This window comes from Kitasatospora sp. NPDC051984 (genome assembly GCF_044593455.1).
Classification (GTDB): Bacteria; Actinomycetota; Actinomycetes; order Streptomycetales; family Streptomycetaceae; genus Kitasatospora.
In genome coordinates, this window is record NZ_JBIUCB010000010.1 from 20,278 (window position 1) to 46,582 (window position 26,305).

The 26,305-nt window shown below is 70.6% G+C and carries 19 protein-coding genes, 1 tRNA gene and 2 pseudogenes; 13 read left to right on the forward strand and 9 right to left on the reverse strand.

The window, feature by feature from the left end; genetic code table 11:
- The first annotated feature begins 102 nt into the window (after positions 1–102).
- The 5 genes from ACIHEI_RS20710 (at position 103) to ACIHEI_RS20730 (ending at position 10,118) form a co-directional block, all read left to right on the forward strand.
- Positions 103–1,434 carry a chloride channel protein gene (locus ACIHEI_RS20710; protein ID WP_396607631.1) on the forward strand — a complete coding sequence of 444 codons (1,332 nt, stop codon included), beginning with the start codon at positions 103–105 and terminating at the stop codon, positions 1,432–1,434.
- A 427-nt stretch (positions 1,435–1,861) separates the two neighbouring features.
- Entirely contained in the window at positions 1,862–2,014 is a 153-nt protein-coding gene (lanA, locus tag ACIHEI_RS20715) for an SCO0268 family class II lanthipeptide (RefSeq protein WP_392949824.1), read from the forward strand.
- A gap of 171 nt (positions 2,015–2,185) precedes the next feature.
- Positions 2,186–5,251 (forward strand): lantibiotic dehydratase, encoded by a 3,066-nt coding sequence (locus tag ACIHEI_RS20720; RefSeq protein ID WP_396607747.1) that lies wholly within the window; start codon positions 2,186–2,188, stop codon positions 5,249–5,251.
- A 196-nt stretch (positions 5,252–5,447) separates the two neighbouring features.
- Positions 5,448–6,794, forward strand: a complete 1,347-nt coding sequence (locus tag ACIHEI_RS20725; protein WP_387644004.1) for a lanthionine synthetase C family protein — start codon at positions 5,448–5,450, stop codon at positions 6,792–6,794.
- Positions 6,795–7,214: 420 nt separating this feature from the next.
- Positions 7,215–10,118 (forward strand): BTAD domain-containing putative transcriptional regulator, encoded by a 2,904-nt coding sequence (locus tag ACIHEI_RS20730; RefSeq protein ID WP_396607632.1) that lies wholly within the window; start codon positions 7,215–7,217, stop codon positions 10,116–10,118.
- A 320-nt stretch (positions 10,119–10,438) separates the two neighbouring features.
- Here the strand turns inward: ACIHEI_RS20730 and ACIHEI_RS20735 are convergent, their stop codons facing one another.
- The 3 genes from ACIHEI_RS20735 to ACIHEI_RS20745 form a co-directional block, all read right to left on the reverse strand.
- Positions 10,439–12,634, reverse strand: coding sequence for a hypothetical protein (locus ACIHEI_RS20735; RefSeq protein ID WP_396607633.1), 2,196 nt, complete (start codon positions 12,632–12,634; stop codon positions 10,439–10,441).
- Between the two features lie 129 nt (positions 12,635–12,763).
- Positions 12,764–13,582, reverse strand: a complete 819-nt coding sequence (locus ACIHEI_RS20740; RefSeq protein ID WP_396607634.1) for a class I SAM-dependent methyltransferase — start codon at positions 13,580–13,582, stop codon at positions 12,764–12,766.
- Positions 13,579–14,892 carry a helix-turn-helix transcriptional regulator gene (locus ACIHEI_RS20745; RefSeq protein WP_396607635.1) on the reverse strand — a complete coding sequence of 438 codons (1,314 nt, stop codon included), beginning with the start codon at positions 14,890–14,892 and terminating at the stop codon, positions 13,579–13,581. The genes ACIHEI_RS20740 and ACIHEI_RS20745 overlap by 4 nt, the downstream gene beginning before the upstream one ends.
- Before the next feature lie 203 nt (positions 14,893–15,095).
- Between ACIHEI_RS20745 and ACIHEI_RS20750 the strand changes: the two genes are divergently transcribed.
- The 5 genes and pseudogenes from ACIHEI_RS20750 (at position 15,096) to ACIHEI_RS20770 (ending at position 18,851) form a co-directional block, all read left to right on the forward strand.
- Complete coding sequence (locus ACIHEI_RS20750) at positions 15,096–15,590, forward strand: ATP-binding protein (RefSeq protein WP_396607636.1); 495 nt, start codon at positions 15,096–15,098, stop codon at positions 15,588–15,590.
- 181 nt (positions 15,591–15,771) lie between these two features.
- Positions 15,772–15,912: a hypothetical protein gene (locus ACIHEI_RS20755; RefSeq protein WP_167574070.1), complete on the forward strand. Its 141-nt coding sequence runs from the start codon at positions 15,772–15,774 to the stop codon at positions 15,910–15,912.
- Between the two features lie 13 nt (positions 15,913–15,925).
- Positions 15,926–17,114 (forward strand): annotated as a pseudogene (locus ACIHEI_RS20760) (cupin domain-containing protein).
- Complete coding sequence (locus ACIHEI_RS20765; RefSeq protein ID WP_396607637.1) at positions 17,111–18,007, forward strand: aldo/keto reductase; 897 nt, start codon at positions 17,111–17,113, stop codon at positions 18,005–18,007. The pseudogene ACIHEI_RS20760 and the gene ACIHEI_RS20765 overlap by 4 nt, the downstream one beginning before the upstream one ends.
- A 19-nt stretch (positions 18,008–18,026) precedes the next feature.
- A complete protein-coding gene (locus ACIHEI_RS20770; protein ID WP_396607638.1) occupies positions 18,027–18,851 on the forward strand; it encodes a hypothetical protein in 825 nt (274 codons plus the stop codon).
- 52 nt (positions 18,852–18,903) lie between these two features.
- On the opposite strand, the gene ACIHEI_RS20775 is transcribed toward ACIHEI_RS20770, so the two are convergent.
- The 3 genes from ACIHEI_RS20775 to ACIHEI_RS20785 all read right to left on the reverse strand — a co-directional run bounded on the left by ACIHEI_RS20775 (position 18,904) and on the right by ACIHEI_RS20785 (position 20,420).
- Positions 18,904–19,128 carry a DUF429 domain-containing protein gene (locus ACIHEI_RS20775; protein ID WP_396607639.1) on the reverse strand — a complete coding sequence of 75 codons (225 nt, stop codon included), beginning with the start codon at positions 19,126–19,128 and terminating at the stop codon, positions 18,904–18,906.
- A gap of 78 nt (positions 19,129–19,206) precedes the next feature.
- On the reverse strand, positions 19,207–20,109 hold the full coding sequence (locus ACIHEI_RS20780) for an IS3 family transposase (protein ID WP_396607748.1): 903 nt from the start codon (positions 20,107–20,109) through the stop codon (positions 19,207–19,209).
- A 5-nt stretch (positions 20,110–20,114) separates the two neighbouring features.
- Positions 20,115–20,420 carry a transposase gene (locus tag ACIHEI_RS20785; RefSeq protein WP_387640897.1) on the reverse strand — a complete coding sequence of 102 codons (306 nt, stop codon included), beginning with the start codon at positions 20,418–20,420 and terminating at the stop codon, positions 20,115–20,117.
- A 244-nt stretch (positions 20,421–20,664) separates the two neighbouring features.
- Between ACIHEI_RS20785 and ACIHEI_RS20790 the strand changes: the two are divergent.
- Positions 20,665–20,856 (forward strand): annotated as a pseudogene (locus ACIHEI_RS20790) (site-specific integrase); the annotation flags it as partial.
- Between the two features lie 275 nt (positions 20,857–21,131).
- Here the strand turns inward: ACIHEI_RS20790 and ACIHEI_RS20795 are convergent.
- Positions 21,132–21,205: transfer RNA gene (locus ACIHEI_RS20795), tRNA-Thr, on the reverse strand.
- Positions 21,206–21,484: 279 nt separating this feature from the next.
- On the opposite strand from ACIHEI_RS20795, the gene ACIHEI_RS20800 reads away from it, so the two are divergent.
- Both ACIHEI_RS20800 and ACIHEI_RS20805 read left to right on the forward strand, forming a co-directional pair.
- Positions 21,485–22,573, forward strand: coding sequence for an ABC transporter ATP-binding protein (locus tag ACIHEI_RS20800; protein ID WP_387643998.1), 1,089 nt, complete (start codon positions 21,485–21,487; stop codon positions 22,571–22,573).
- A 204-nt stretch (positions 22,574–22,777) separates the two neighbouring features.
- A complete protein-coding gene (locus ACIHEI_RS20805; protein WP_387643995.1) occupies positions 22,778–23,215 on the forward strand; it encodes a hypothetical protein in 438 nt (145 codons plus the stop codon).
- A 223-nt stretch (positions 23,216–23,438) separates the two neighbouring features.
- Here ACIHEI_RS20805 and ACIHEI_RS20810 read toward each other — a convergent pair whose 3' ends face one another.
- Together ACIHEI_RS20810 and rlmB are read right to left on the reverse strand one after the other, a co-directional pair.
- The gene (locus ACIHEI_RS20810; RefSeq protein ID WP_396607640.1) at positions 23,439–24,932 is read right to left on the reverse strand and encodes a DoxX family protein; all 1,494 of its coding nucleotides are present in this window, start codon (positions 24,930–24,932) and stop codon (positions 23,439–23,441) included.
- A 331-nt stretch (positions 24,933–25,263) separates the two neighbouring features.
- A complete protein-coding gene (rlmB, locus tag ACIHEI_RS20815) occupies positions 25,264–26,253 on the reverse strand; it encodes a 23S rRNA (guanosine(2251)-2'-O)-methyltransferase RlmB (protein WP_392949838.1) in 990 nt (329 codons plus the stop codon).
- Positions 26,254–26,305 lie beyond the last annotated feature (52 nt).

Sequence of the window (26,305 nt, forward strand, 5' to 3'; positions counted from 1 at the left end):
CGCGCGAGCGCCGCTCGCCCGTTCGGCGCGCCCGGATGGCCGGGGGTGGCGGGCGGCAGGACGGTCGGAGGAGGTGTGTGCGGGTGAGGCAGGGGAGCGCAGATGGCAGAGCGGGCGACACCCGGGATTCGTGAGCTGCTCCGCAGTCCCGGTTACCTGCGGTTGCTGCTGGTGTCCGCGCTGGTGGGTGTGCCGGTCTCGCTGGCGGCCTTCGGGTTCGTGAGCCTGGAGCACGAGTTGCAGCACTGGGTGTGGGAGTCGGCGCCGGAGGCCTTGGGGTACGGGCGGGCGCCGTGGTGGTGGCCGTTGCCGGCGTTGGCGTTGGCGGGTCTGTTGCTGGCACCGATCGTGACCCGGATGCCGGGGCGGGGCGGGCACGTGCCGGTGCACGGGCTGGGCGGGCCGCCGACGCTGCCGGTGGAGGTGCCCTCGGTGGTGCTGGCGGCGCTGGCGGCGCTGCCGCTGGGCGCGGTGCTGGGTCCGGAGGCGCCGTTGATGGCGCTGGGCAGTGGCCTGGCGCTGCTGGCGGTGGGCCGGGCGCGGCCGGAGGCCAGTCCGTTGCTGGTGCCGATGCTGGGTGCGGCCGGATCGACCGCGGCGATCTCGACGATCTTCGGAAGTCCGCTGGTGGCGGCGGTGCTGATGATCGAGGCGGCGGGTCTGGGCGGGCCGCAGCTGACCTTGCTGCTGTTGCCGTGTCTGCTGTCGTCGGGGGTGGGCGCGCTGGTGTTCACCGGATTCGGGCACTGGACGGGGCTGACGATCGGGGCGTTGCGGCTGCCGGAGGTACCGAAGGCGGCGCTGCCGGATGCGGCGGACTTCCTGTGGGGGGTGCCGCTGGCGATGGTGATCGCGGTGCTGATGGTCGCGGGGCAGACGCTGGGCCAGCGGTTCGCGGCGTTCACGGCGCAGCGCACGGCGGTGCGGACGGTGATCTGTGCGGTGCTGGTGGGTCTGTGTGTGACGGGGTACGCGGTGACGACGGGCCGGTCGCCGGAGGAGGCGGCGCTGTCGGGGCAGGCGACGCTGGGGCAGTTGGCGGCGGATCCGCAGGCGTGGTCGGTGGGGGCGTTGCTGGCGCTGGTGGTGTTCAAGGGGTTGGGCTGGGGGGTGGCGCTGGGGTCATTGCGGGGTGGGCCGATCTTTCCGGCGGTGCTGCTGGGTGCGGCGCTCGGGGTGGCGGTGGGCGGGTTGCCGGGGCTGGGGGTGGCGGCGGGCCTGGCGGCGGGGTTGGCGGCGAGCACTGCGGCGGTGACCCGGTTGCCGGTGACGAGCACGGTGCTGGCGGCGGCGCTGCTGGGTGATCAGGCGGCGGATTCGCTGCCGTTGGTGATCGTCTGCGTGGTGGTGTCGTTCCTCACCGCGACGTTCGTGCACCGGGTGGCGGCGGACGCGTCGGAGGGCCGGTCGGACTCGGCATCCACGGCCGGTTGACCGAATACCACCCCCGGGCGGCAAAGTTTGAGTCAAAACGGTGAAGGTTCGTCGAACCGGTCATGGACTCCTGTCGCACCGGCCACACCGCTCCCCCTCCCACCACCCGGGAGCAGGAGTGTTCATCGTTTTCACTACTGAAACCCCTCTACCCGCACACACCTCGGAAATGGACAGCGTGCGTGCCCGCCCGGTCAGGCCCGACCGACCGGCCGGTCAGCGACGAACCGCAGGTGGCGGGGGTCGCGGCGGCGTTCGGCGGGCGCCCGGCGATCGTCTGCCGGCAGGTTGGCCAGTCCGGCACTCACCACATGGTGGGAAGCCGGGAAAAGGTTGGCCTCGGCGCCGAAAGCGAACCCCCGTTCGCAGCAGGCACTCCGGCCGGGACACCGTTGCGGCCGAACCGACGAGCCCTCTGGAGGGGAACATGCGTACCGAGATCCTCGTGCAGCAGGACAGCGACCTCGACCTCGACCTTCGCATCGCGGAGGTCTCGGACGAGACCCAGGCGTTCGGCCAGGGCACCTTCACCTCTCCGAGCAGCTACGCGATCGGCACCCGCTGCCCGAAGTGCTGCTGACGTCACGTCGGTAGACCACGTGCGCGGGGCGGGCTGCGGCCCGCCCCGCGTTCTTCGTTCTCCGCAGTCTCCCGCAGCCGCAGTTGCCCGCCGTTTCCGACCGTGAGGGACACCACGAACGTGCGACCTGAGCAGGACCTGTTCGAGATCCGCGAGCCGGTGCTGGTGCGGATGGCCAGCACGCCCCGGACCGGTGCCGAGGCCCGGATCGACCCGGACGACCCTGTCCCGGGGGTGCGCCGGCTGGCCGCGAACCCGCTGCTGCGGCAGGCCGTCGAGGTCGCCAGCGGCAGCCTCGCGCTCAGCCTGCAGCGTCTCGGCGAGCCCGACGGCGCGGCCGCGCTCGGCCGGAAACGGACTGTCAGCGCCGCCCGCACACTGACCCGCTACGCCCGCCGTTCGGGCGGCCGGCCCACGCCGTTCGGCCTGTTCGCGGGTGTCGGCCGGGCGAGCTTCGGGGCCGCCGCGAAGTCCTCGCCCGCCGGGGCCGGCCAGGTCCGGGTGCGCCTGGACGGCGGCTGGCTGCACCGCCGGGTGCTGGCCTGGCTGGCCGTGCCGGAGGTCCGCCGCCGGGTCGAGGTGGTGCTGGACGACCTCTCCGTGCTGCGCGACGGCCGCCTGCTGCGGCACACCGGCGAGCGCGAGCTCTCGGTGCGCGACAACGCGCTGGTGGCCCGGGTGCGCGAGCTGGCGGCCCGGCCGGTCGGGTACGCGGCGCTGCTGGACGACCTGGCCGGGCGCTTCCCGCAGCTGCCCGCCGAGCGGATCGACGCGCTGCTGGCCGGCCTCGTCCAGCACGGTTTCCTGCTCACCTCGCTGACCCCGCACCGGATCGACGACGCGCTGCTGACCAGGATCGAGTCCGCCGTCGACGGCGTGGTGCCGGGCGCGGCCGAGGGGCTGCGCGCCGTCCGCGCCGCCGCGGCCGCCCACGAACGCGACCGGCCCGGCGAGGGGCTGGAGTCCTGGCGGGCCCTGCTGGACGAGGTCCGGGCGCTCGACCCGGCCGACCGGGCCGGGGAGCGGCCGCCCGTCCAGGTCGACCTGCGGATGCCCGCCGACCTGGTGCTGCCCGAGGCGATCGGCGAGGAGGTGCGCCGGTACGCCGCCGCGATCTGGGCGATCACGCCCGAATGGACCACGCTGGAGCACATGCGCGACTACCGGGAGCGGTTCGTCGAGCGCTACGGCACCGCGAGCGCCGTCCCGCTGGGCGACCTCGCCGACCCGCACCGCGGCCTCGGCCTGCCCGCCGAGTACGGCGGCGCGCTGCCCACGCACGCGCGCTCCGGGCCCGGCGACGACGCCGACCGCTCCCGTCGCAACGCCGTCGCCGAGCTCGTCCAGCAGGCCGTCATGTCCGGCCGCGACCTGGAACTGGACGACGCCGACATCGCCCGGCTCGCCGACGCCGCCGGCCACACCCCGGGCAGCAGCCGGCCGCCGCGCACCCTGGAACTCTGCTTCCAGCTGCTCGCCGACTCCACCGCCGCCCTCGACCGCGGCGAGTTCCTGCTGCTCGGCAGCCCGCACATCGGCTCCTGGACGGCCGGCGCCACCGCCGGCCGGTTCGCCGACCTGGCCGGCCTGACCGACGGCCTCGCCGCGCTCGCCGCCGGGCCCGACGAGTCCGCCGGGTCCCCCGGGAACGCAGTACTGCCCGTCCAGGTCGAGCTGGCCCCGCGCGACCCGCGCTCGCTGAACATCGTCCAGGTGCCGCAGCTGCTGCCGCACCGCCTGCCGATCGGGGTGCCCGCCGACCGCGGCGACCCGCACTGCCTGGACTGGCGCACCCTGCTGGTCGCCGCCGGCGAGGACGGGCTGCGCCTGCTGCACCCGGAGACCGGCCGCCAGATCGTCCCCGTCTTCCCGCACATGCTCGCCCTGGACGCACAGGCCCCGCCGGTCGCCCGCTTCCTGTCCGAGCTGGCCGCCGCCCGCCCCCGGGTGTGGTCCGGCTGGGACTGGGCGGGCCTGGACACGCTGCCCTACCTGCCCGCCGTCCGCTACGGCCGGGTCCTCACCACCCCGCGCCGCTGGCTGCCCGGCCGCCGCCTGCGCGACGCCGCCCGCACCGCCGGGCCGGCCGCCTGGGCGGAGGGCCTGCGCGAGTGGCGCGAACGCTTCCGGGTGCCCGACCGGCTGCAGATCGCCAGCAACGACCGGATGTTCCCGATCGACCTGCGCGAAACCTGGGACACCGACCTGCTGCGCGCCGAACTCACCGCCCCCGAACCGCGGTTCCAGCTCTACCAGGACCTCACCGCGGACGGCGCCGGCCTCGGCTGGAACCACGGCCACAGCACCGAGATCGTCGTCCCGCTGTTCCGCGCCCCCGCGCCGGAGCCCGCCGCCGACGACCGCCCGCCGCTCGCCAGGTCGGCGCTGCGCATCGCCCCGACCGCCGTCCATCTGCCCGGCGAGGACTGGCTGTTCGTCAAGCTGTACGCCGACCCGTCCGCGCACGAGACGCTGCTCGCCGACCACCTGCCCGCGCTGCTCACCGACCTCGGCGACAACATCGACCGCTGGTTCTTCCTCCGCTACCGCGACCCCGAACCGCACCTGCGGCTGCGCCTGCACGGCGACCCCGCCGTCCTGAACGCCCGGGTGCTGCCCGCGCTCGGCGCGCGCGTCCGGCAGCTGATCGGCACCGGCGCGCTGCGCACCATGGCGCTCGACGTGTACCGGCCGGAGACCGACCGCTACCTCGGTCCGGACGCCCAGCAGGCCGCCGAGGAACTGTTCCTGACGGACAGCCAGTCCGCGGTCCTCCAGTTGCAGGCCCGCCGCGCCGGGGCGGCCGCCGTGCCGGACGAGGTGCTGGCCGCCGTCGGCCACGCCGTGCTGCTGGACTCGCTCGGCGACTGGGACTGGTGCGGCTGGGCCGACCACCTGTTCAGCAAGGGCCCCGACCACCAGGTCTACCAGCGCCACCGCGCCCTCACCGACCGGCTGATCCGCCCCGGCGACGCCGCCCGGCACGCCGCCGAACTGCTCGGCGTCCCCGCCCTGGCCACCCTCTGGACGGACTCCCCCGCGCCGCGCGCCTTCGGCCGGCTGCTGCTGGCCGCGCCCGAGGCCGACCGCGACGAGGCGCTGATGTCGCTGCTGCACATGCGTCACAACCGGCTGTTCGGCAGCGACCCGGCCGCCGAGGCCCGCGGCTACGCCGTCCTGCGCGGCGCGGCGCGCTCCCTGCTCGGCCGCCGGGCCCACGCGGGCGGCACGCAGTGACATGGCGTCAGCCACCGGGATTCGGCGGCGTTGTACCCGGAGCCGGAGGAGTTGCGCGGGGCCAGAAGCGTCGCCGGCCCGTTGCGCCGCCCGGCGACGCGCCTTCGGCCTTCCTCGCCCGGACGTCCCCGGAGCCGCTCATGACGGCACGCCGCCTCCGCTCTGCCACCGTTCTCTTCACCACCCGGAGCTCCTCATGACCGTCACCGAACCCACCGCCGCGCCCTCACACCGGGCCGAACTGCGCGAAGCGGCCGGGGTGATGTCCGACCGGATCCTCGACAGGCTCGCCGACCCCGCCGCCACCATGGCCGCCACCCGGATCCCCGCCGAGGCCGCCGACGACGGGGTCGCGGAGGGCGTGTGGGCGGAACTGACGCTCGGCAGCGGCAGCCCGGGCCTGTCGCTGGCGTTCAGCGGCGGCGCCCGGCCCGGCACCGACCGGACGGCGCGGGCGCACGGCTGGCTCGCCGTCGCCACCCGGGCCGCCGCCGACGGGAAGACCACCCCCAGCGGGATCTTCAAGGGCCCCGGGGCGCTGGCGTTCGCCGTACTGATCGCCAACCGGGCCACCGGCGGCTACACCACCGCCCTGCACCGACTCGACGCCTACCAGCGGCAGTTGGTGCACACCGCGATGCCCGCCGTACCGGACGGGCCGCTCGCCACCATCGGCCACTACGAGGTGGTGCGCGGCATGACCGGCGTCGGCCGGTACCTGCTGGCCCGCGCCGAGACCTGCGGCGAGGAACTGGAGACCGTCCTCGGCTACCTGATCGAACTGGCCCGCGGCGAGACCGAGCACCGCGGCGTACGCGTCCCGCGCTGGTGGGCGCTGGACGCGCCGCGGATCGGCTCCGAACACCTACTGCCCGACGGCCACCTCAACCTCGGCCTGTCGCACGGCGTCCCGGGCCCGCTGATGCTGCTCGCGCTGGCCTGGCGGGACGGCATCCGGCTGCCCGGCCACCAGGAGGCGCTGGAGAGCGCCGCCGAGCTGATGGTCCGCTGGGCGGTGCGCGACGAACACGGCCCGTACTGGCCGGGCTTCCTGGACCTCACCGAGTACCTGGCCGGCCCCGACGCCTACCGGAAGCCCCCCAGCTGGCCGTCCTGGTGCTACGGGGCGCCCGGCGTCTCCCGCGCCCTGCAGGTCGCCGGCGCGGTCCTCGACCGCCCCGACTGGACCGCGACCGCCCGCGACTCGGTCGAGCGGCTGCTCACCCGGCCGCTCGACGACTGGGGCATGACCGACCACGCGCTCTGCCACGGCTGGGCCGGCGCCCTGCACCAACTGGGCCGCCTGAACGAACACTTCGCCGATCCGCGGATCGAGCAGCGGCGCGACCTGATCGCCGCCCGGCTGATCGACTCGTTCGACCCGGACGCCCCGTTCGGCCTGCGCTTCAGCATGACCGCCAAGCCGTTCGCGTCCGACGTCTCCGGCTACCTGGACGGCGCCGCCGGCGTCGCGCTCGCCCTGGACTCCTACGCGTCCGGCGGCACCCCGCACGACTGGGACATGCCGCTGCTGCTCTCCTGAACGCCGACAAGGCTGAGCGCCGGCCAACACTGAACGCCGGCAAGGCTGAGCACCGGCCAACACTGAACGCCGGCAAGGCCGAGCGTCGGCCAACGCGCTTCGGAGTGGTACCCGCCCCCCGCGGGTACCACTCCAGCGCCCCCCAGCACGGCGATCCCCCCGTCGCCGCCGTGCGCTACCCCCCTCCGTCGACCCCCTGCGGTACCGGAGCAGCTCGGTACAGCCGGGGAAACGGCGGGCCCGTGGGCCGGCCGCCGGCGGGTGGACGGTCCACGACTCGGTCGTCGGTCCGAGTACCTCGACCCGGTCGCGTTCCGATGAGCACAGCCTGCGGTGGGCCGATAACCGGCAGCTAACATCTCCCTCACGTGCACCGGTGGGAGCCGGCGGAGACCTGCACGCGGCACGGGGAGCACACGGGTGCGGTTCGGATTGCTCGGCAGTCTGCTGGCGCAGGACGGCGGGCAGGACTGCCCGGTCCGCGGCCCGAAGGCCCGCGTCCTGCTCGCCGTCCTGCTGCTGCACGCCAACCGGCCGGTCTCGCTCGACCGCCTGATCGACACCCTGTGGGGCGCCCACGCCCCCGCCACCGCCGAAGCCTCACTGCGCAACCTGGTCGCCCGGCTGCGCCGCGCACTCCGCGACGAACCCGGCCAGCGCCTGCGGGCCGTCCCCGGCGGCTACCGGCTGGACGTCACCGACGACGAGCTGGACACCCTCCGCTTCGAACAGGCCGTGCACCGGGCCCACGCCGCCCACCAGGCCGGGGACCTCCCGCAGGTACTGGCCGAAACCGCCGCCGCTCTCGAACTCTGGCGCGGCGAACCGCTCGCCGACGTCCCCGAACCGGCCGCCGACCACGCCGCCCAACTCGAACAGTGGCGCGAGAAGCGGCTGCAGGCCCTGGAATGGCGCTTCGACGCCGAACTGCGCCAGGGCCGCCCGCACGGCCTGATCGCCGAACTCACCGGCCTGGTCGGCGAACTCCCCCTGCGCGAGGCCTTCCACGGCCAGCTCATGCAGGCCCTCGACCTGACCGGGCGCCGCGCCCAGGCCCTCGCCGTGTACCAGCGACTGCGCCGCACCCTGGTCGACGAACTCGGCATCGAACCCGGCCCCGCCGTCCAGGAAGTGCACCGGCGCATCCTCGCCGACCCGCAGACCCCCGCCGCCGAAACCTCCAACACCCGCCCCAGACCGGCCCAACTCCCCTCCCCGCCCGCCCACTTCCTCGGCCGCGAGGACCAGCTCGACACCCTGCGCACCGCCCTGCTGAGCCGTACCGACCGGCCCGCCACGGCCGTACTGAGCGGCATGGCCGGCGTCGGCAAATCCGCCCTCGCCCTGACCTGCGCCAACGCGCTGCGCGAAGAGTTCCCCGACGGACAACTGTTCCTGAACCTGCGCGGCGCCACCCCCGGCCTCACCCCACTCGGCACCCTGCCCGCACTCACCGCCCTGCTCCGCGGCCTCGGCATCGAATCGTCCGCACTGCCCGACGACCCCGACACCGCCGCCGCCCTGCTGCGCACCACCCTCTCCGGCACCCGCACCCTGCTACTCCTCGACGACGCCGCCGACCTCGCCCAGGTCCGCCCCCTGCTGCCCGCCGGACCGGGCTGCGCCGTACTGATCACCGGCCGCACCCCGATGCTCGCCCTCGACGGCGCACTCCACCTGCGCCTCGACACCCTCTCCGAACGCGAAAGCATCGCCCTGGTCGAACGCACCGCGGGCCGCGCCACCGCCGACCGCACCGTCGTCGCCATCGAACAGGCCGACCTCACCCGGCTCGTCCACCTCTGCGGCCGCCTCCCGCTCGCCCTGCGCATCGTCGGCGCCCGCCTGGCCGCCCGCCACACCCTGCCGGTCCGCGGCCTGGTCGGCCGGCTGGAAGAAGGCACCGACCGCCTCGACGAACTCGAACTCGACGACCTGAGCATCCGCCAGTCGCTCGCCCTCACCTACGACTCACTCCGCGACTCCACCCGCCGCCCCGACCGACGCGCCGCCGACTCCCTCCTCGCCGTCGGCGCCCTCGACCTCCCCGAATACACCGCCCCCCTGCTGGCCGGCGTCCTCGACCTCACCCCCACCCAGGCCGCCGCCGCCCTCGACCGCCTCACCGAGGTCGCTCTCCTCGAGGAACCGCGACTCGACCGCTACGTCCCGCACGACCTGGTCCGCGACTACGCCCGCGAACTCACCGCCGACGCGGAGCAGCGCGTCCGGCTCACCCGCGCGGCGCTCGAGTGGTACCTGGGCGCCGTGTCCGCCGTGGCACTGGCCCTGGACGCGGCCAAGCACCCGGACCGGCACTTGCCCGCCATCGCCCCCGGCCGCGAACTCGACCGGGACGCCGCGCTGGCCTTCGGAGACGCCGAGTACGGCAACCTGCTGGTCCTGGTGGACCGGCTCGCCGCCGAACCGTGGGCCGCCGAGTACCTGCTCCCGGTGGTGCGGGGGCTCTTCCCCTATCTCCGCGCCCGCGGCCGCCACCCGGAGCTCGCCCAGTTCAACCGCACCGCCGTGCGGGTGGCCCGGAAGGCGGGCGCCGACACCGCCGAGGCGCACGCACTCGGCGACCTGGCCTGCGCGCACTTCGACATGGGCCGCTACCTGTCCGCGCTCGACCTCGTCGAGCAGAGCGAGGCGCTGTGGCGACAACTCGGCGACCGATGCCGGGAACGCAACGCCACCTCCAACCGCGGCACGCTGCTGTTCGCCCTGGGCCGCGCCGAGGAAGCCCGGTCCGTCCTGGAACGCGCCGCCGAACTCGCCCAGGAGTACGGTGACGCCCACGGCGCGGCCACCACCCTCGGCAGCCTCGGCACCGTACTCGAAGCCACCGACCCGCACCTCGCCATCACCTACCACCGTCGCGCCATCGAGGCCGGCCGCAGTGTCGGCCTGACCGCCGCCGAGGTCGCAGGCCTGAACAACATCGGCTTCGCCTACCTCCAGATCGGCGCCCACGACGACGCCCTCCGCCACTTCGACGCCGCCCTCGCCTTCCCGCCCGGCTCCGCCCCCTGGGGCATCCGCATCGAAAGCGCGAAGGGCCGGATCGACACCCTCCGCCAGCAGGGCCGCCTCACCGAAGCCCTGACGGCCTGCCACGAACTCCTCGACTGGACCACCTCCATCTCCGAGGGCTACGGCACCGGCCTCACCGAACACCTGCGCGGCCTCATCCTCCGCGACCTCGGCCGCCCCCGCGAGGCCGTCGCCGCCTGGCACACCGCCCTGACCAGCCTCGCCAACTCGGACGTCAAACAGATCGCCGAAATCCACGCCCTCATCGCCGCCACCGAAAGCGCCTGACCCCACCAACGCCGAAGGACCGGCCCCGGGATCCCTCCCGGCGACCGGCCCTCCGTCAACCTCTGCATCCGGAGCCCCCTGTCGGGTTCGAACCGACGACCCCCGCTTTACAAGACGAACCCGGATCATGACGGGGCGTGACGCCTAATGCCGCGTGGCGCTGAACCTGCAGGTCAGCGCCACGCGGGAGGCTAGGCGATCCACCTCGGTTTGGCTCCTGCTATCCCATCCGCTCACGCATCACTCACGCCGCTATCAGCAGCGTCAGCTCCTATCACCAACAACTCCGCGGCTATGCGGCCAGACAGGGGCGTAATGGCTCAGGCTCGTATGCTGTCCAAGACCTCTTGCTCAACAAGCGCTACGCCGCCCTCTGAGATCCTGCCGCGCTCCGCCTTGAGCTTATTCATTGTGTCCCTGATCTTTCGCCGGAGCACACGTTGGGGAAGTGCAGCATTTTCCTGGCGAATGGCATCCACGATACCCATCATTTGCGGGGACACGCCCTCAAGGAACGAAATATCCAGCAGCACCGGAAGTTTTGCCCTGGAGCTATTAGACACCTCCGCCCGCAGCGGGCCAATCTCAAGATATCTCAAAAGGAAGTCAGGGCTCATTACTGGAGGGGATGGAACCTCTCCCGAGATCCGATCCCGAAGCATGGAGTGAACTTTGAACGCCGTGGAATCTAGAGTGAGCCACCAGGAATTAAACCCAAGAGGGCTCCTATTCTCACTTCTCCGCCGAACGACGACACCGAGATAACACTCAACATCGTGATTAACTAGAGTTTGCACCGTTTCTTGCGAAAATCTTTTGGCTCTACGCGATTTCGACTCATACCAGATCTCCTGCACGGCACCCCGAAGAGCAATATCGGCGCGCTCAGCCTCTTCTTTCAAGTCCTGGAGTCGAATTCCATGCTCATCTTCGAGGTACTCTGCGACATCCTCCATTGGCTGGTCAGCGCCGCGAAAGTTCTCCAGCCACCCCCCAAGCGAGGCGAGAGGACGGCCTGCAGCCAAATGCGCAGCTGCCAGGAATGGAACATCTCCGTCCCAGACACCGCCTTGCTGTGCCACTCGCGCGTAGGCCAGCGAGCGGCGCATGTGCATGGAAAGCTCTTCCGTGACTCCCGATGTCACTCGAAGTGAAATTCCACAGTCTCGGGCCACATGAAGAAGATTCGTGAAGCTACGAGACTCCTCCTCTGCCAGCTCCTCCGCTAGCACCGGGAGAAGCAGATTTGAATCAAGCCAAATAAGCCCACCACTGAATAGCTTCACCACCGTCTTTTGAACGTCGGGCGTGGCTTGAAGAAGGGCAAAGAGGGTGTGTGACTCCATCTTTCCATGCAGATATTCCGACACGCCATTTGATGGCGCAGTAAAGATCAGCCCGACGGCATAAGCAGCTGCTTCGCGGACCTTCCGGGCGGGATTCCTCCCCAGGCTGGTGATGGCGGTCTCGATGAGCGGAGAAATACTTTCAGACTGATAGTCAGATACGCGGTCCACTGCGACCGCCTCTGCAAAAGCTCTACCTCGATCCAGGAGCATCTTATCGAGAGCATGTTCGGCAATCTCAACCGCTAGATTTTGATCAGCCGCCGAGAATTTCTGACCAAGAAACTCTTCGGCCGCCGTAACGAACTGAAGCAGCTCGAATCTGAACTCTTCCTGCAGCAGCAGCAAGTGCGCAGCACGATCCTTGACCTTTTCAGCCTCATCGTGAGACAGGCAGAACTCGTCAGTCGGCCGCCAGTGGCGTATCGCGGACTTATTGAGGCGAGCAAGCGACGAGTTCACGAGGGGTGCGTAGTCGCGTCCACCAGGCAGCATCCGAGAGACCTTCGATATAACTTCGGATCTCGGAATTCTATTCTGCGAGTCAGTGCCACGTAGCGCAGCTCGAACCAGCGAGTCGAAGCTTGCCTTAGTCAGACCCTTCTTTCTATCCTCGTTGCCATAGTTGACCTCAAGGAAAAAAGCAGCCTCTGCCTCTTCTTCGCGCGTAAGACCAGGCAGGACACCAGGTGCTCCACTCTCGATCCGGGAAATCAGCGGATCGACCTTTATCCTAGCCAGCGATTCAGCGGCTTGCTGGGACTGCGCATGGAGGTTGACTCTATCCAGGAACCATGAGCGATCCCGGATATCAACCGAGAGTCGATATTCTTTCCGGACCCTCTTCTTGACTTCATCACCCTTTGGTCCAACTACCTGGCTGGTGAGATAGATGATCTCACGTGCTTCTGGAACGGTCTTCTGGAGCCGTTTTGCAGTTCGCAGGATCTTGCCAGAGAAGTCAACGGTGACCGAGTATTGGAATACTACGCCATCATCGTCATCAGGCGTATAGAGGATCGCATCCCTACCGCCGTCCCCACCGAAAGACGCCATCGTCCGGAGGTTCCCATACTCCAGCGCAGCAAATGCTGACGCCAGCTGCTCAAATAGCACACCGTCCTCAGGTCCGAGCCTAGTAAGCGCCAGCTCGAATCTATCTCTGTTCACAGTTCCGCACCTCTGCTCGGGAGATCGAAGTCATCTGCATGACGACGGAAATGACAGTTGGGAACATCAATATAGCGCCAGGCCACAGCTACAGACCAAGAGGAAAAGTTTCACCCCTATGCGTCCACTCTACGGCTGACCAATGAGGATTCCCCCTCGGCAGGTGATCTTGAACGACCCTTCGGCCTTGATCGAGGCCGCCGCGATCTCGGCAGCCCTGCTGACGGTCTCATGAAACGGGACGCCGCAGTGGTCGGCCCACGCCTCGTAGGAGGCCAGGTGGGCAATGATCGGCGCAGTGTCGGTGATCTCGATCGTGCCAGGCAGGTCCCGTACTTGAATCTCCGTGAACGCTGCCCGAAGGTAGCGCGGGGCATTCTCCAAGGAGAAGCGGGAGCTGAGGGAGACCCTCGCTGGCCCCTCGGGGATCCCGAGGACGTCTCCCGCAGCCCTGGCCCACAGCTGGTCCAGCTCCTGCTTGTCGGTGTCACTGTTAGTCGAGGCGATTAGGACGCCACCGGGCCGGAGGACGCGGGCCAGTTCCCTGATCGTGGCCTCGATATCGCTGACGTGGTACAGCATGTGCAGCGCCAACACAGCGTCGGCGCTGTTGTCGGAGAACGGCAGGACTTGGGCATCGGCCACCAAGACCGGCTTCTCGACGTCAGCGAGAATGCCCGCCGAGATGTCCATCCCGACGACCTGCAGGTCCGGCCGGTCCTTGTGCAGACGGCCGACGAACTTGCCGTTGCCGCAGCCGACGTCGAGGACGATCCCGCTTGTGCCGACCAGCTCCTCGACGACGATCCCGGGCAGGTCGTACTGCGGCTGCTGCCACCGGTAGATCGACTGGCGGGCGGCCAGGTGGCGTCCGTCGGCATAGGCGCTGTTCGCGAGGATCGTCTTGTCGGCGACTGCGGCGTCCTGCTGTGCGGTGTTGCTCGTCACTGGGGCAGCTCCGGAGGGTTCGTGAGTGCGGGTCGAGAGCAGGCTTCTCTGACATTCTCACGGAGACTCAGGACAATCGGGGAGCCCGCATAGGCAGGCTCGGCGAGACGAGTGCTCAGCGCCCGAAGGCGGCTGGAGATGCTCGCTGTTCGCCGGTCCGGTGCGGCGCCCAGCACCACTGAGAGCTTCTCTTGCAGACCGTCGAGGTCACCGTGGGCGAGGTGGGCGTTGGCGAGGTCGAGGCGGGCAGCCAGCAGGTCGCCGGAGGACTGTTCCTGCTGCGGTGCGGACTCGTACAAGGCGATGGCCCGGGAGGACGCCTCGATAGCGCGGTTCACGTGGCGCTGGCTGCCCAGGGCGAGGAGGGCGGTGCCGGCGTAGGTCCACTGCTTGGCCTCGGGAAACGTGAATACGCCGGGAAGATCCACAGCGGCTACTGTGCTCCGCGCCGCCTCGGCAGCTTCCACGGCTCGTAGCGCGCTCGCGCTGTCGCCGAGCGCGGCGGTGGCCCGTGCTTCAAGGCTGAGCAGGCGTCCTGCGATCGTCCCGCTGTCCGCGTACGGCAGTCCGGCTCTGGCCAGCTCGGCGGCCTGGTGGTAGTCCTGCTGCCAGTAGGCGATCAGGGACTGGACGGATCGGATCCAGGCCCGGAGACCGTTGTGGCCGGCTGACTCCGCGCAGCGCCAGGCCGTTCGCGAATGCGTAGCCGCAGCTGCGTACTGGCCGAGGTCGAGGGCGACATGGGTAGCCAGGCCACAGAGGCGTCCGGCCTGCAGGTAGAGATGGCTTGTCTGGTAGGGGTGTTGGCGGCCTCGGAGTAAGTCGAACACTCCTCGCCGGAGGGCTCCGATGTCGTTGAAGAGCTCGGATACCGGCTTGCTCACGTAGTCCCCTGCGAGCCTCGCGATGTCCGCGTCGATCTGTTCAAGCAGCGTGTCGTCCACGTTGGACGCGCTCGCGAAGCGAAGGAAGAGTGCGGACTCTGCCGAGTCGGCTGCCATGGCCACTACGAGATCGTTGTCGTGGTCCGTGCGCTGGGCAGGCACAGGAGGCGAAGCCTCGCCGCCGCTGCTGGGCGGTGGAACTGCTTCGGCGGCTGCCGGGGGTGCTGTCAGCAGGTCGGCCAACTGGTCGACCGAGAGTTTCAGGACGCGGGCGAGCTTCGGCCGCATCCAGGGCTGTGGGGCGCCCCTGCCGCTCTCCCATCGCCCCACGGTCGTACGGTCCACATCGAGGGCTTCAGCCAGGGATTCCTGGGTATGGCCAACCGCCTCCCTGCGCTGGATCAGCCGGGACCTCCTGGATGCCATCCCGCGTCCTCCAGAGGTACGTCAGTTCGTCTGCAGCCGTAACAGGCCAGGTCATGCCCGGGTTTGCAGCACGGATGCCTCGTTGCCGCCTCAATTCTGCTCTGGTTCACCGGTGTTGGAGGCGGTTCTGTAGATACCTGCCGGGTGAATCCCGGCGCGAATCGGCCCGCTGCCGACCTCGTCCCGGTGAAAGGTCCGCGCTCATGTCCGTCGCCACCCGGCAGGCCACTGCCCCCGCCCCGTTCGGCTTTCGCGTGCTGCCCAGTGCCGAGGCCGTGCCGAACGCCCGGCGGCGGGTAATACGGGCCGTACGCGGTTGGGGCCTGCCGCTCGCGGAGGACGCGCTCCGCGATGTCGAGTTGCTGTCCAGCGAGCTGATCACCAACGCCGTGTCCCACACCCACGCCCCGTGCGTCGTGTGCGTGTCCTGGGACGGTGAACGGCTGCGCGTTGAGGTGACGGACATCGGCCACGACCTTCCGGCTGCCGGCGGGATCGATCTCGACGCCACCGACGGGCGAGGGCTGTTCCTGGTGGCAGCGCTCGCGACGAACTGGGGCGCCGAGCCGGACCCCGCTGGCAAACGGATCTGGTTCGAGGTCGGCACCACCGCCGCCGTCTCGGGCGACGAGCGACTCACCGCGCTGGTGAGGGCCGCGGCCCCGAAGGCACGGGACGTCGTCCCGACCAGTGCCTGACAAGACTTCCTCCCGCCCCGACGCGGGCTTGGGGGGATGCAGGTGGCCGCGCTGGTCAACAACCACGCGGCAAAAGCACCTGAGGTTCCTTGCCAACGGCTTGCCCTGGCAACGGATCCATCGCTGCACCCACGACGGGGCCGCGCAGTCGGCCCGCCCCATGAAACCGAAGGAGTGCTTCATGCCCGAGAACCTGACGACCAGCACCGAGCTGGAGGGCGACGGCCTGCTGGTCGCCCGTACGAAGGTCGCCGCGGCCCGCTCGCGTGGCGAGCAGCCGTCGGACGGCGGCTCCACCGGCCGCACCGACACCAACGACTGACGGCTGCATCACGATGACCGCCGAGCACTTCTCGGTGGTTGAGCGTCTGGGCGGGGATGACTTCCTCGCCCGGACGCTCGGCCGCAGCTTCAAGGTCGCACGCGGTGAAGCCGCGTCGCTCGCTGAACTGATGAGCTGGGATGACATCAACGCCATCCTGACCCACCACCGGTTCGAACCGCCTCGCTTCCGCCTCGCCGCCAACGGGGAGCAGGTGCCTGCGCACACCTACTCCCGGCCGATCACCACCCGGCGGAGCACCGTCTGGTACCAGCTCCAGCCCTCCGAGCTGCACAAGCGCCTCGCCGAGGGTGCCACGCTGGTCCTGGACGCCCGTCGACGAACTCCACCCCGGCATCGGGTCCCTGGCCGGCCAGCTGGAGCGCTGGCTGCGAACCGGCGTGCAGGTCAACCTGTACGCCTCGTGGACCAGCACCGAGGGCTTCGGCGTCCACTGGGATGACCATGACGTGGTGGTCGTCCAGCTCGACGGCGCGAAGCGCTGGCGCATCTACGGACCGACCCGCTCGGTCCCCATGCACTGTGACGTCGAAATGCCCGAGCCACCGCCGGACGAACCCATCGCCGACCTGGTGCTCAACGCTGGTGACATGCTCTACCTGCCCCGGGGCTGGTGGCACGCTGTCGCCGCTTCCGAGGGCCAGCACTCGCTGCACGTCACGTGCGGGCTGCAGAGCACGACGGGCGCTGACCTGGTCACCTGGCTATCGGAGGTCCTGCGCGCCCACGAGGCCATCCGGGCGGACATTCCGCGCTTCGGAACTGCCGAGGAGCAGCGCGTCTTCCTCGAAACGATCGGCAAGCTCGTCGCGGCCGAGCTGGAGAGTGCCGATCTGATCACTCGATTCTCCGCCGCTCGCGATGCCACCGAGCGGGCTAGGTTGGTCCCGTCGCTGCCGTACATCACGACGGCTCCGCCGGACGCGGATCTGCGGGTGCGTCTCGTCACCACGCGGCCCGCGCTCACCGCCGGGCCGGAGGACACGGTGCGGCTGACCACAGGCGGCGAGGAGTGGACGTTCGCGGCCAAGGCCCAGCCGATGCTCACACTCCTCGCCGACGGGGAGAGTCACCGACTGGCCGATATCGCACAGGCCGCCGGCATCACGCTCGCGCAGGCGGCCGGTGTCGTGACGGAGTTGGTCGACGGCCAGGTCGCCGCCATCGGGGGCGAGCGATGACCGCACGGCTGGGCCTGGGCACCTACCGCTGTCTCGATGTGGCCGAGGCCGCCTTGATGGCCGCCTCCCGTGGTGCCGACTGGGTGGACACAGCGCCCAACTACGAGAACGGCCAGGCGGAGACATCGCTGGCCCTGGCCCTGGCTGCTTACCCTGACCTGCGGGTCTCCACGAAGGCGGGCTTCCTCTCGCCGAGCGCCAGGCGCCTCGGCGTGCGTGCGGGCGCGCTGTCCGTCGAGGACGCCGAGCCCGGACACTGCCTCGCGCCCGACTACATCGCCTGGCAGGTCGCTCGCAGCAAACGCATGCTCGGCCGAGTCCCCGACCTGGTGTTCCTGCACAACCCCGAACACGGCCGCCAGGAAGGCGAGATCGCCGACCGGCTGTACGCCGCCTTCCTCGCCCTGGAGGAGGCGTGCAGCCAACACGCGATCGGCGCCTACGGGGTCGCAACCTGGTGTGGCTTCAGCAGCGGACTCTTCGACGTGCCCACCCTGCTCGAACTCGCGACCAAGGCCGGCGGCCCGAACCACCACCTACGAGCCATCCAACTCCCGGTCTCCCTCGTTCATCTCGCACCCGTCGCCCAGGCCCTCGACGGGCAAGGCCCGTTGGCCGAGGCCCTGGATACAGGTCTGGAAGTCTTCGCCTCCGCGCCGCTCCACGGCGGCGAGATCCCCAACATCGTGACCCGCGAGCTGGCCGAGCTGATCAGCCTCGATAGCACGCCTGCAGAGGCCGCCCTCGCCGTCGTTGCCTCAGCCCCCGGAGTGAACCGCGTACTCCTGTCGACAGGGAACCCGGAACACTGGAGGCAGGCCGCCGGCGTTGTTGGCCGGCCCCCGTTGTCCCAGGACCTGCTACGAAGGGTCGTTGATGTACTCGGAACCTGAGCCGGATATCGCCAAGCGGATGCACGAGATGCACGCCGCGGCAGCAGTGGCGCTCCAGGTGCTGCCGATCGGATCGCGCGAGGCGTGGGGCTGGCGCGGTCGCACCCTCAGCCGCCCGGTGGCCACGGCGTCCGGCGAGGGCTGGCTCCGCTTGGTGTCTGCCCCGGCCAACACGGCCGGCGGGAAGCTCTGGGAGGGACCGCAGGAGGCGGAACGCCTCATGCCGCCTGCGGTCCCCCGGCCCCGACTACGCGAACGACGCACCTGGACCGAGGCCGAACACGGCTACCTGGCAGAGCTGTACGACAGAGTCACGACCCCCACCATCACCACCCACGAGCCTGTTCTGCGGGCAGCACCGGACCTGGACGAAACCTGGTGGGAAAATCTCAGTGGCACGCTCGATGCCATTGCCGCCGTACCCAGCGGCCGGGTGGCCGTCCGCCAGGAGTATCTGGACCGGGCCATGCCGGAATACCTGGGCATCCCTGTCGACACCATCGTTCCCGCCTGGACGACGGCCCACGGCGACATGCACTGGGCCAACCTCACCAGCCCGACGCTCATAGTGCTCGACTGGGAAGGCTGGGGCATCGCACCCGCAGGCTACGACGCAGCGCTCCTACACGCGTACAGCCTCCTCGTCCCTGAAACAGCCGCCCAGATCCGCCGACGGCTGGACCATATCCTCAACACCCCGGCCGGACGATTCGCCGAACTCGTCGTCATCACCGAACTACTGCAGACCACCACCCGAGGCGACAACCTCGACCTGGAAGGCGCCCTACGGGCCCGCCTCTCAAAGGTTGCCGGGACATACCCATCACCTGGGCTTGGCCGGTAGGCGATCCAGAAACCCGCCGCCTGGTACGCGTAGACGCAGGCTGGCCTTTGGATCAGTACCAAATGGCCACTGGACGTCCTCCGATGTCCTGTTCGGGCACCTCAGGAAGGCATGCGGCGGTGCCAGTGGCGATCCTCTGAGCGGACCATGCGGCAGCGGCGGCATCGAGTACGTCGTCCGTCAGAACAGGGTCCGCCTCGCCCAGTTCGTCCGGAAGCGAGATGCCCACCGCAGACAGTAGGGACCGACGCAGCGCTCCTGTCCTCGCCAGCTCCACCTTCCGGAGGCTGCGACGCGGCGAGGCGTGCGGTCAACGCTGGGCTGAAGTTCCCCCCTGATCTTGGACAGCGGGTTTCTACGCTGCGGGGGTGAAGTCGTGCCGCAGTCTTGCCCGGGTTTCAAATGGGGTGAGGTACCCGAGCTGGGGGTGCCTGCGGAGCCGGGTGCGGTTGTACTCGACCTCGATGAAGCGGAAGATGTCGGCCCGGGCCTGGGCTCGGGTGGCCCACACTGTGGTGCCGATTTCGGCCTTGAACAGGGCGAACCAGCTCTCCGCTGCGGCGTTATCGTAACAGGAGCCGACCCTTCCCATCGACTGTCTCATTCCCAACTCGCTTATCACAGACCGGAATTCACTGCTGGTGTACTCGCTGCCGCGGTCGGTGTGCATGATGCAGCCCGCCTCCAGCTGTCCGCGTCCGGCCGCCATCCTCAGCGCGGCGACCGGCAGCTCGGCGCGGTGGTGGTCCGCCAAGGCCCAGCCGGCCACCTCTCGGGTGGCCAGGTCGATGCAGGTCGCCAGATACAACTTCCCTTCCCCGGTGACCAGTTCGGTCATGTCGCCGACCAGTCGCATGCCGGCTCTGGGGGCGGTGAAGTCCCGGCCGATCAGGTCGGTGGCGAACACGGCCCGCTTGGCCTGCCGGGTCAGCCCCCGACGCCTGCGGCGGGTGATGCCGGTGATGTCGTGCTCGCGCATCAGCCGCTCGATGCGTTTGCGGTTGACCACCCGGCCGGCCCGCGCCAGGGCGGCGTGGATCCGGGGAACGCCGTAGGCGCCGCGCGAGCCGGCGTGCAGCACCCGGATCTCACCCACCAGCCTCTCCTCGGCCCGCTGCCGAACCCGCCGGGCCGGGGCGGTGGCGGCATGTGCGTAGTAGGTGGAGCGCGGCAGACCCAGGACGCGGCACAGAAGTGCCACGCTGAAGCCGCCGGGGTTCGTCTCGGTGGCCTTCTCCGCGTCGACGAAGGCGCACAGGGCGCCTACTTCAGCGTCTCCTGCGCGAAGAAGGCCGCGGCTTTTTTCAGGAGCTCGATGGTCTGCTGCTGTTCCCGGTTCTGCCGCCGCAGCCGGGCCAGCTCCTCGCGTTCCGCGCTGGTCAGGGCGCCGGTCGGGCCCTCGCCCCGGTCCACCTTCGCCTGGTTGACCCAGTTCCGCAGCCCCTCGGAGCTGACCCCGAGATCCCGGGCCACCTCGGTGACAGTCCTGTCCGAGGACAGCGCGAGCTCGACCGCGTCGCGCTTGAACTCGGCTGTGTACCGCTTGCTCCTGTTGCTCTGCTTGCTCACTACCTGGGCTGCTTCCTCCGGGACCATCCGTCCCAGTATCAAGCTGTCCAGGTCAGCGGGGGAACCTCAGGGCTGACACCAACCTGAAGTCGGGACTGCTCACGGTGGCCAAGCAGCTCGTCGTGGACGGCTGGGCGGTCTCCGAGGAAGACCCGAAGACGGACGCGGGCGCCCGCACGATCGCCCTCGTCCGAGACGGTGTCCGTCCTGGAGGCACACCGTGAGCGGCAGCGTGCCGACCGCGGTGTGGGGCACGGCCTGGGTCGAGACTGGCCGGGTCTTCACCAAGGAGAACGGCGAGTGGCTGCACCCCACCGCCGTCACCGACCGGTTCCGCGAGCTGGCCGAGGAGGCCGGCCTGCCGCCGATCCGGCTGCACGACCTCCGGCACGGCGCGGCCACGCTCGCTCACGCGGCGGGCGCGGACCTGCACTCGATCAAGGAGATGCTCGGCCATTCCTCGATCGGCATCACCTCGGACACGTACACAACCCTGCTCCCGCAAGTCGACCGGGCGATTGCCGAGGCGGCCGCGCGGCTCGTGCCGAGGGCGAACAGGACGCGCAAGGATGCCCAGTCCACGGCGGCCAACAAGACATCCAGGCCATCCGCTCACGCATCGCTCACGCAAACGGCCTCGGACGACTCGTCCGAGCCGGCGGCGAAGCCCCCAGAAGACCAAAGCTGCAGCTCATCCAGGGTGGAAACGAGAGCCCCCTGTCGGGTTCGAACCGACGACCCCCGCTTTACAAGAGCGGTGCTCTGGCCAGCTGAGCTAAGGAGGCGCGGTAGCCGTCCGCGGGATCCGCGTCGGCACCAGTGGGCAGTGTACCGGGCGGGGGCGGGGCGATGCGGGCGGTTGAGGGGACGGGCGGGGGGTGGGCCGTGATCGGATCGATGCGGAAGTCGGGGGCGGGCGAGGGCTGACAAAAGAACGGGTCGGCGGGTACCGTCACGAGAAGCCGCGCCGGGGTCGATGGTCCAGACCACTCGGGGCGGTGGAGACCACCCAACCTTTACTCGGATCGTCCGGCACGTTCCTGCCGGTGAAGGAGCGAAGCAGCATGGCTTCTGTGACGTACGACAAGGCCACCCGCGTCTACCCGGGTGCCGACAAGCCGTCGGTCGACGCGCTCGACCTGGAGATCGGCGACGGCGAGTTCCTCGTCCTGGTCGGCCCCTCCGGCTGTGGCAAGTCCACCTCCCTGCGCATGCTGGCCGGCCTGGAGGACGTGAACGGCGGCGCCATCCGCATCGGCGACCGCGACGTGACCCACCTGCCGCCGAAGGACCGGGACATCGCGATGGTGTTCCAGAACTACGCGCTGTACCCGCACATGACCGTCGCCGAGAACATGGGCTTCGCCCTGAAGATCGCCGGCGTCAACAAGGCGGACATCCGCACCAAGGTCGAAGAGGCCGCCAAGATCCTCGACCTGACCGAGTACCTGGACCGCAAGCCGAAGGCGCTCTCCGGTGGTCAGCGTCAGCGTGTCGCGATGGGCCGCGCGATCGTCCGCCAGCCGCAGGTCTTCCTGATGGACGAGCCGCTGTCGAACCTGGACGCCAAGCTCCGCGTCTCCACCCGTACCCAGATCGCCGGCCTGCAGCGCCGCCTGGGCATCACCACGGTCTACGTCACCCACGACCAGACCGAGGCCATGACCATGGGCGACCGCGTCGCGGTGCTCGACAAGGGCGTGCTCCAGCAGGTCGACGCCCCGCGCGCCATGTACGACAAGCCCGCCAACCTGTTCGTGGCCGGCTTCATCGGCTCCCCGGCGATGAACCTGGTCGAGGTTCCGCTGGTGGACGGCGGCGTGAAGTTCGGCGGCTCGGTGATCAACATCGACCGTGAGGACCTGTCGAAGGCCGGCTCCGCGAAGAACGTCGTGGTGGGCATCCGCCCCGAGCACTTCCAGATCGTCCCGGCCGGCGGTGTCGAGGGCGTCGCGGTCACTGTCAACGTGGTCGAGGAGCTCGGCGCGGACGGCTTCGTGTACGGCACCACCCAGGTGTCGGGCCAGGACAAGGACATCGTGGTCCGCGTGCACAGCCGGGAGATCCCGCAGCGCGGCGAGACCATCCACGTCGTCCCGGTCGGCAACGAGACCCACGTCTTCGCCACCACCGGCGAGCGCCTCAGCCGCTGACCGCCGGCCGCCGGCCGCCGGCCGCCGGCCGCTGACGCGGCGCGCTGACCAACGCACCGGAACCCCCTGCCGACGGCCGTCGGCAGGGGGTTCCGCCGTTTCAGCCCCTCGCGTCAACCTGATGGCGGAACAAAACAGGACAGCGATCACTCGTTGGGGTAACGCGGCGCGCCCATTCCGCCACGCACCGCTACTCTCCTGTGCGTGAAACAGCTCGTTCGCCGAATCGGCCAGACCGTTGCCCTCACCCTGCCGGTGATCCTGGTGACCACCGGCACCCTCGCCGTCACCCGCGTCCCATGGGCCCCGCCAACGGCCCTGGACCAGCAGGTGGTCGCGGCCTCCAGCGGGGACGGCACCATCGGCCGGACCTCCACCTCTCCCAACACCCAGGGCCTGGCCGCGCAGGACGCGCTCCGGGTCGACCTGATGGAGGAGCTGAAGAACCACAACCCGGGCACCGCGCTCGACCTGCTGGAGCGCACCATGCGCGAGAAGCCCTCCCTCACCCCCTACTGCAGCGCCCTGGCCGGCGACCTCGGCCGCGCCGCGGTGAAGAAGTACCAGGGCGACGTCCAGCGCGCCCGCTCCTTCGCCCGCCCGGTCTGCGACGGCTCCTTCGCCGCCGGAGTGGTCGGCTAGACAGCAGCCACCACCGGGAACCGCGCGAGAAACCAGGCACCCGTCAGCAAGATCGCGACGCAGGGCAATGACCTGCACGTGCTCGCGATCTTGCTGACGGGTGCCTTCCGTTTCGCGCGGTTCCCCGCGCCCCCGGTTTCTCGCCCGCCTGCCCGACCGAACCGAAGGGCCCCTTCCAGGAGGAGATCTCCCGGAAGGGGCCCTGCCGTACGTCGACCGGCCGTCAGGCCGTCTCGCTCACGGCCGCCGGCCGCATGCCGAGCTCCAGCAGCGGCGGCCCGCTGCCCAGCAGCCCGCCGATCACCCCGTGCGAGGGCTGGGAGCGCGGGCTGCTGGGTGCGCCGCCCGTCCCGGCACCGCCGGTGCCCGTGCCGCCTGCGGAGCCGCCCGTACCGGCGCTGCTGCCACCCCCGGCGTGCGGCGCGGGGCTGGTGCCGCCGGACGGGCCGGTGCTGGGCTTGGGCTTGCCGCTGCCACTGCGGCTGGGCGAGGGAGAGGGCGCGACCTTGGTGGGGCCCTGGGACGGCGGGGTGGTCGGTGCGGACGGGGAGGGCGACGGGCCGCTGCTCGGCCAGACCGGGGTGCCGTACTCCGCCGGCGGGTGCACCGGTGTCTGTGTGCGGCCGGTGCGGACGGCGGCGCCGAGCAGCGAGCCGGTGAGCAGGGTCAGACCGACGACCACGGCGGTGACGACCGAGCGGCGGCGCAGCATCCGTCGCCGGACCGCGCCGGGTTCGGCGGGCCCGTAGCGGCGGAACGCCTCGAGGGCGATCCGGCCGTCCAGCGAGGCGAACGGGGCGCCGGCCATCAGCAGCGGGCTCCAGGCCGCGAGGAAGATCAGGTCGGGGGTGTCGTAGGCCGGCACCGCCTTCCAGCTGACGGTGAACAGCAGCGCGGCGGACAGCGCCATCGCGCCGCCGGCGGCGAGCCGCTGCCACAGGCCCAGGATGGACAGCACGCCGATCACGATCTCCGCGAAGGAGACCGCGAGGCCCGCGCCGACCGGGTGGGCCATCGCGAAGTCCAGCAGCGGCTGGGCGACCCTCCAGGGGTGCAGCGAGGACAGCCAGCGCATCATCGAGCCGCGCTCGCCACCGTCGAAGTACACCGGGTCGCAGAGTTTGCTGAATCCGGCGTAGACGGACAGCGAGCCGAGCAGCACCCGCAGCGGCAGCAGCACCAGGCCGAGGTCGACCCGGCGGCCGGGGTACCAGGCGTGCCTGGAGCCCTCGCCGAGCGACGGCGTCTCGGGCAGCTCGCCCTCGGGGTGCCAGCTGTGCCCGCCGACCCGCACCGACTCGTCCAGCAGTTCGGCGACGCCGACCCGCGACGATTCGTCCGAACCCGAAGCCGAGCCCGGGCCCGCGCCCGCGCCCGCGCCGGAGCCCGTCCCGTACTGCCGGGGAACGGCCTGCAGTTGCTGGGTGTCCTGCTCGGAGAAGGCCTTCGCCGGGGCGGGCACGGTGTTCAGCCGGACGGCTTCGAGCAGTTGGGTGGCGGCGGTGTCGCCGGGCGCGGCCTGGCCGCTCCAGGTGACCACCCGGGGCTTGCGGCGGGGCGTGGTGCCGGTGACGGAGGCGGCGGTGATCCCGGCGAGCGTGGGCACCGTCGCTGCGGGCACCACGACCTGCGGGGTGACCAGCGGGCGGGTGCCGTGCTGCAGGTTGTAGGGGTCGCCGAAGGCGGCACCGGTGGGGCGGTCGATCAATGCGGTCACCGGGCCGGAGAGCCTGACCCGGAAACTGGCCTGGGTGCTGCTGAGCTTCGCCGGGTCGGACGGAACCCGGACCGTGTTGAGGCCCGGGCCGTCGTCTATCCCCGCGGAGCGCTGCCCGAAACGCCGAGGTGTTCTGGTGTCCACACCCCTCTAACCGGGTGACGGGCCCGGAGGACACTCTCCCGGGTGGATTCCGGGCGGGGCTTTGAAGTGATCATGAGAAATCCGATCGGGCCCGACCGGACCCGACCGGTTGACGCGCAAAAACGACGCACCGTCACATGTCGTGACGGTGCGTCAGTGCCACAGTGGGCGCCTTACGCCCAGGCGGTCAGCGCTTGGCGCGCATGCGGGCCGCTTCGTACAGCACGATGCCGGCGGCGACACCGGCGTTCAGCGACTCGGTGTGGCCGGGCATCGGGATCCGCACCCGCAGGTCGCAGGTCTCCGACACCAGGCGGGACAGGCCCTTGCCCTCGGAGCCGGCCACGATCACCACGGGGCCGTTCAGCGCGTCGAGGTCGCCGATCTCGGCCTCGCCGTCGGCGGCCAGGCCGACCACCATCAGGCCGGCCTTCTGGTAGGCCTCCAGCGCGCGGGTCAGGTTGGTGGCGCGGGCCACGGGCAGCCGGGCGGCCGCACCGGAGGAGGTCTTCCAGGCACCGGCGGTCATACCGGCCGCGCGGCGCTCGGGGATCACCACGCCGTGCGCGCCGAACGCGGCGGCGGAACGGACCACGGCACCCAGGTTGCGGGAGTCGGTGACGCCGTCCAGCGCCATGATCAGCGCGTCCTGACCGCTGTTGGCGGCCTCCTCCAGCAGGTCGTCGGGGTGCGCGTACTCGTACGGCGGGACCTGGAGCACCAGGCCCTGGTGGTTCAGGCCGCCGGTCATCTGGTCCAGCTGGGCGCGCGGGGCCTCCATCAGCGGGACGCCGCGCTCGTTGGCGGCCTGGAAGGCCTCGCGGACGCGGTCGTCGGTGTCGATGAACTGCTGAACGTACAGCGTGTTCGCCGGCACGCCGCCCTGCAGCGCCTCGACCACCGAGTTGCGGCCCACCACCAGCTCGGCCGCGCCCGCGCCACCGCGGCCGCTGCGCGGGCCGCCGGACCGGCGCATGCCGGCCCGGGACTTGGCGTCGCGCTCACGCTTCAGCGCCGCGTTGGCGGCGCGCTGCTTGGGGTGTCCCTTGCGCTCCTCGCCGCGCGGCGTCGGGCCCTTGCCCTGGAGCGCCTTCCGGCTGTGGCCGCCGGTACCGACACTCGCGCCCTTCTTCGACCCGGGGTTGCGGCGGTTCCTGCGCTGGCTGTTGCCGGCCATGGCTGTACTTCCTGTCTCTGCGTCTGCTTCGTGCGTGGGGGCCGCACCCATA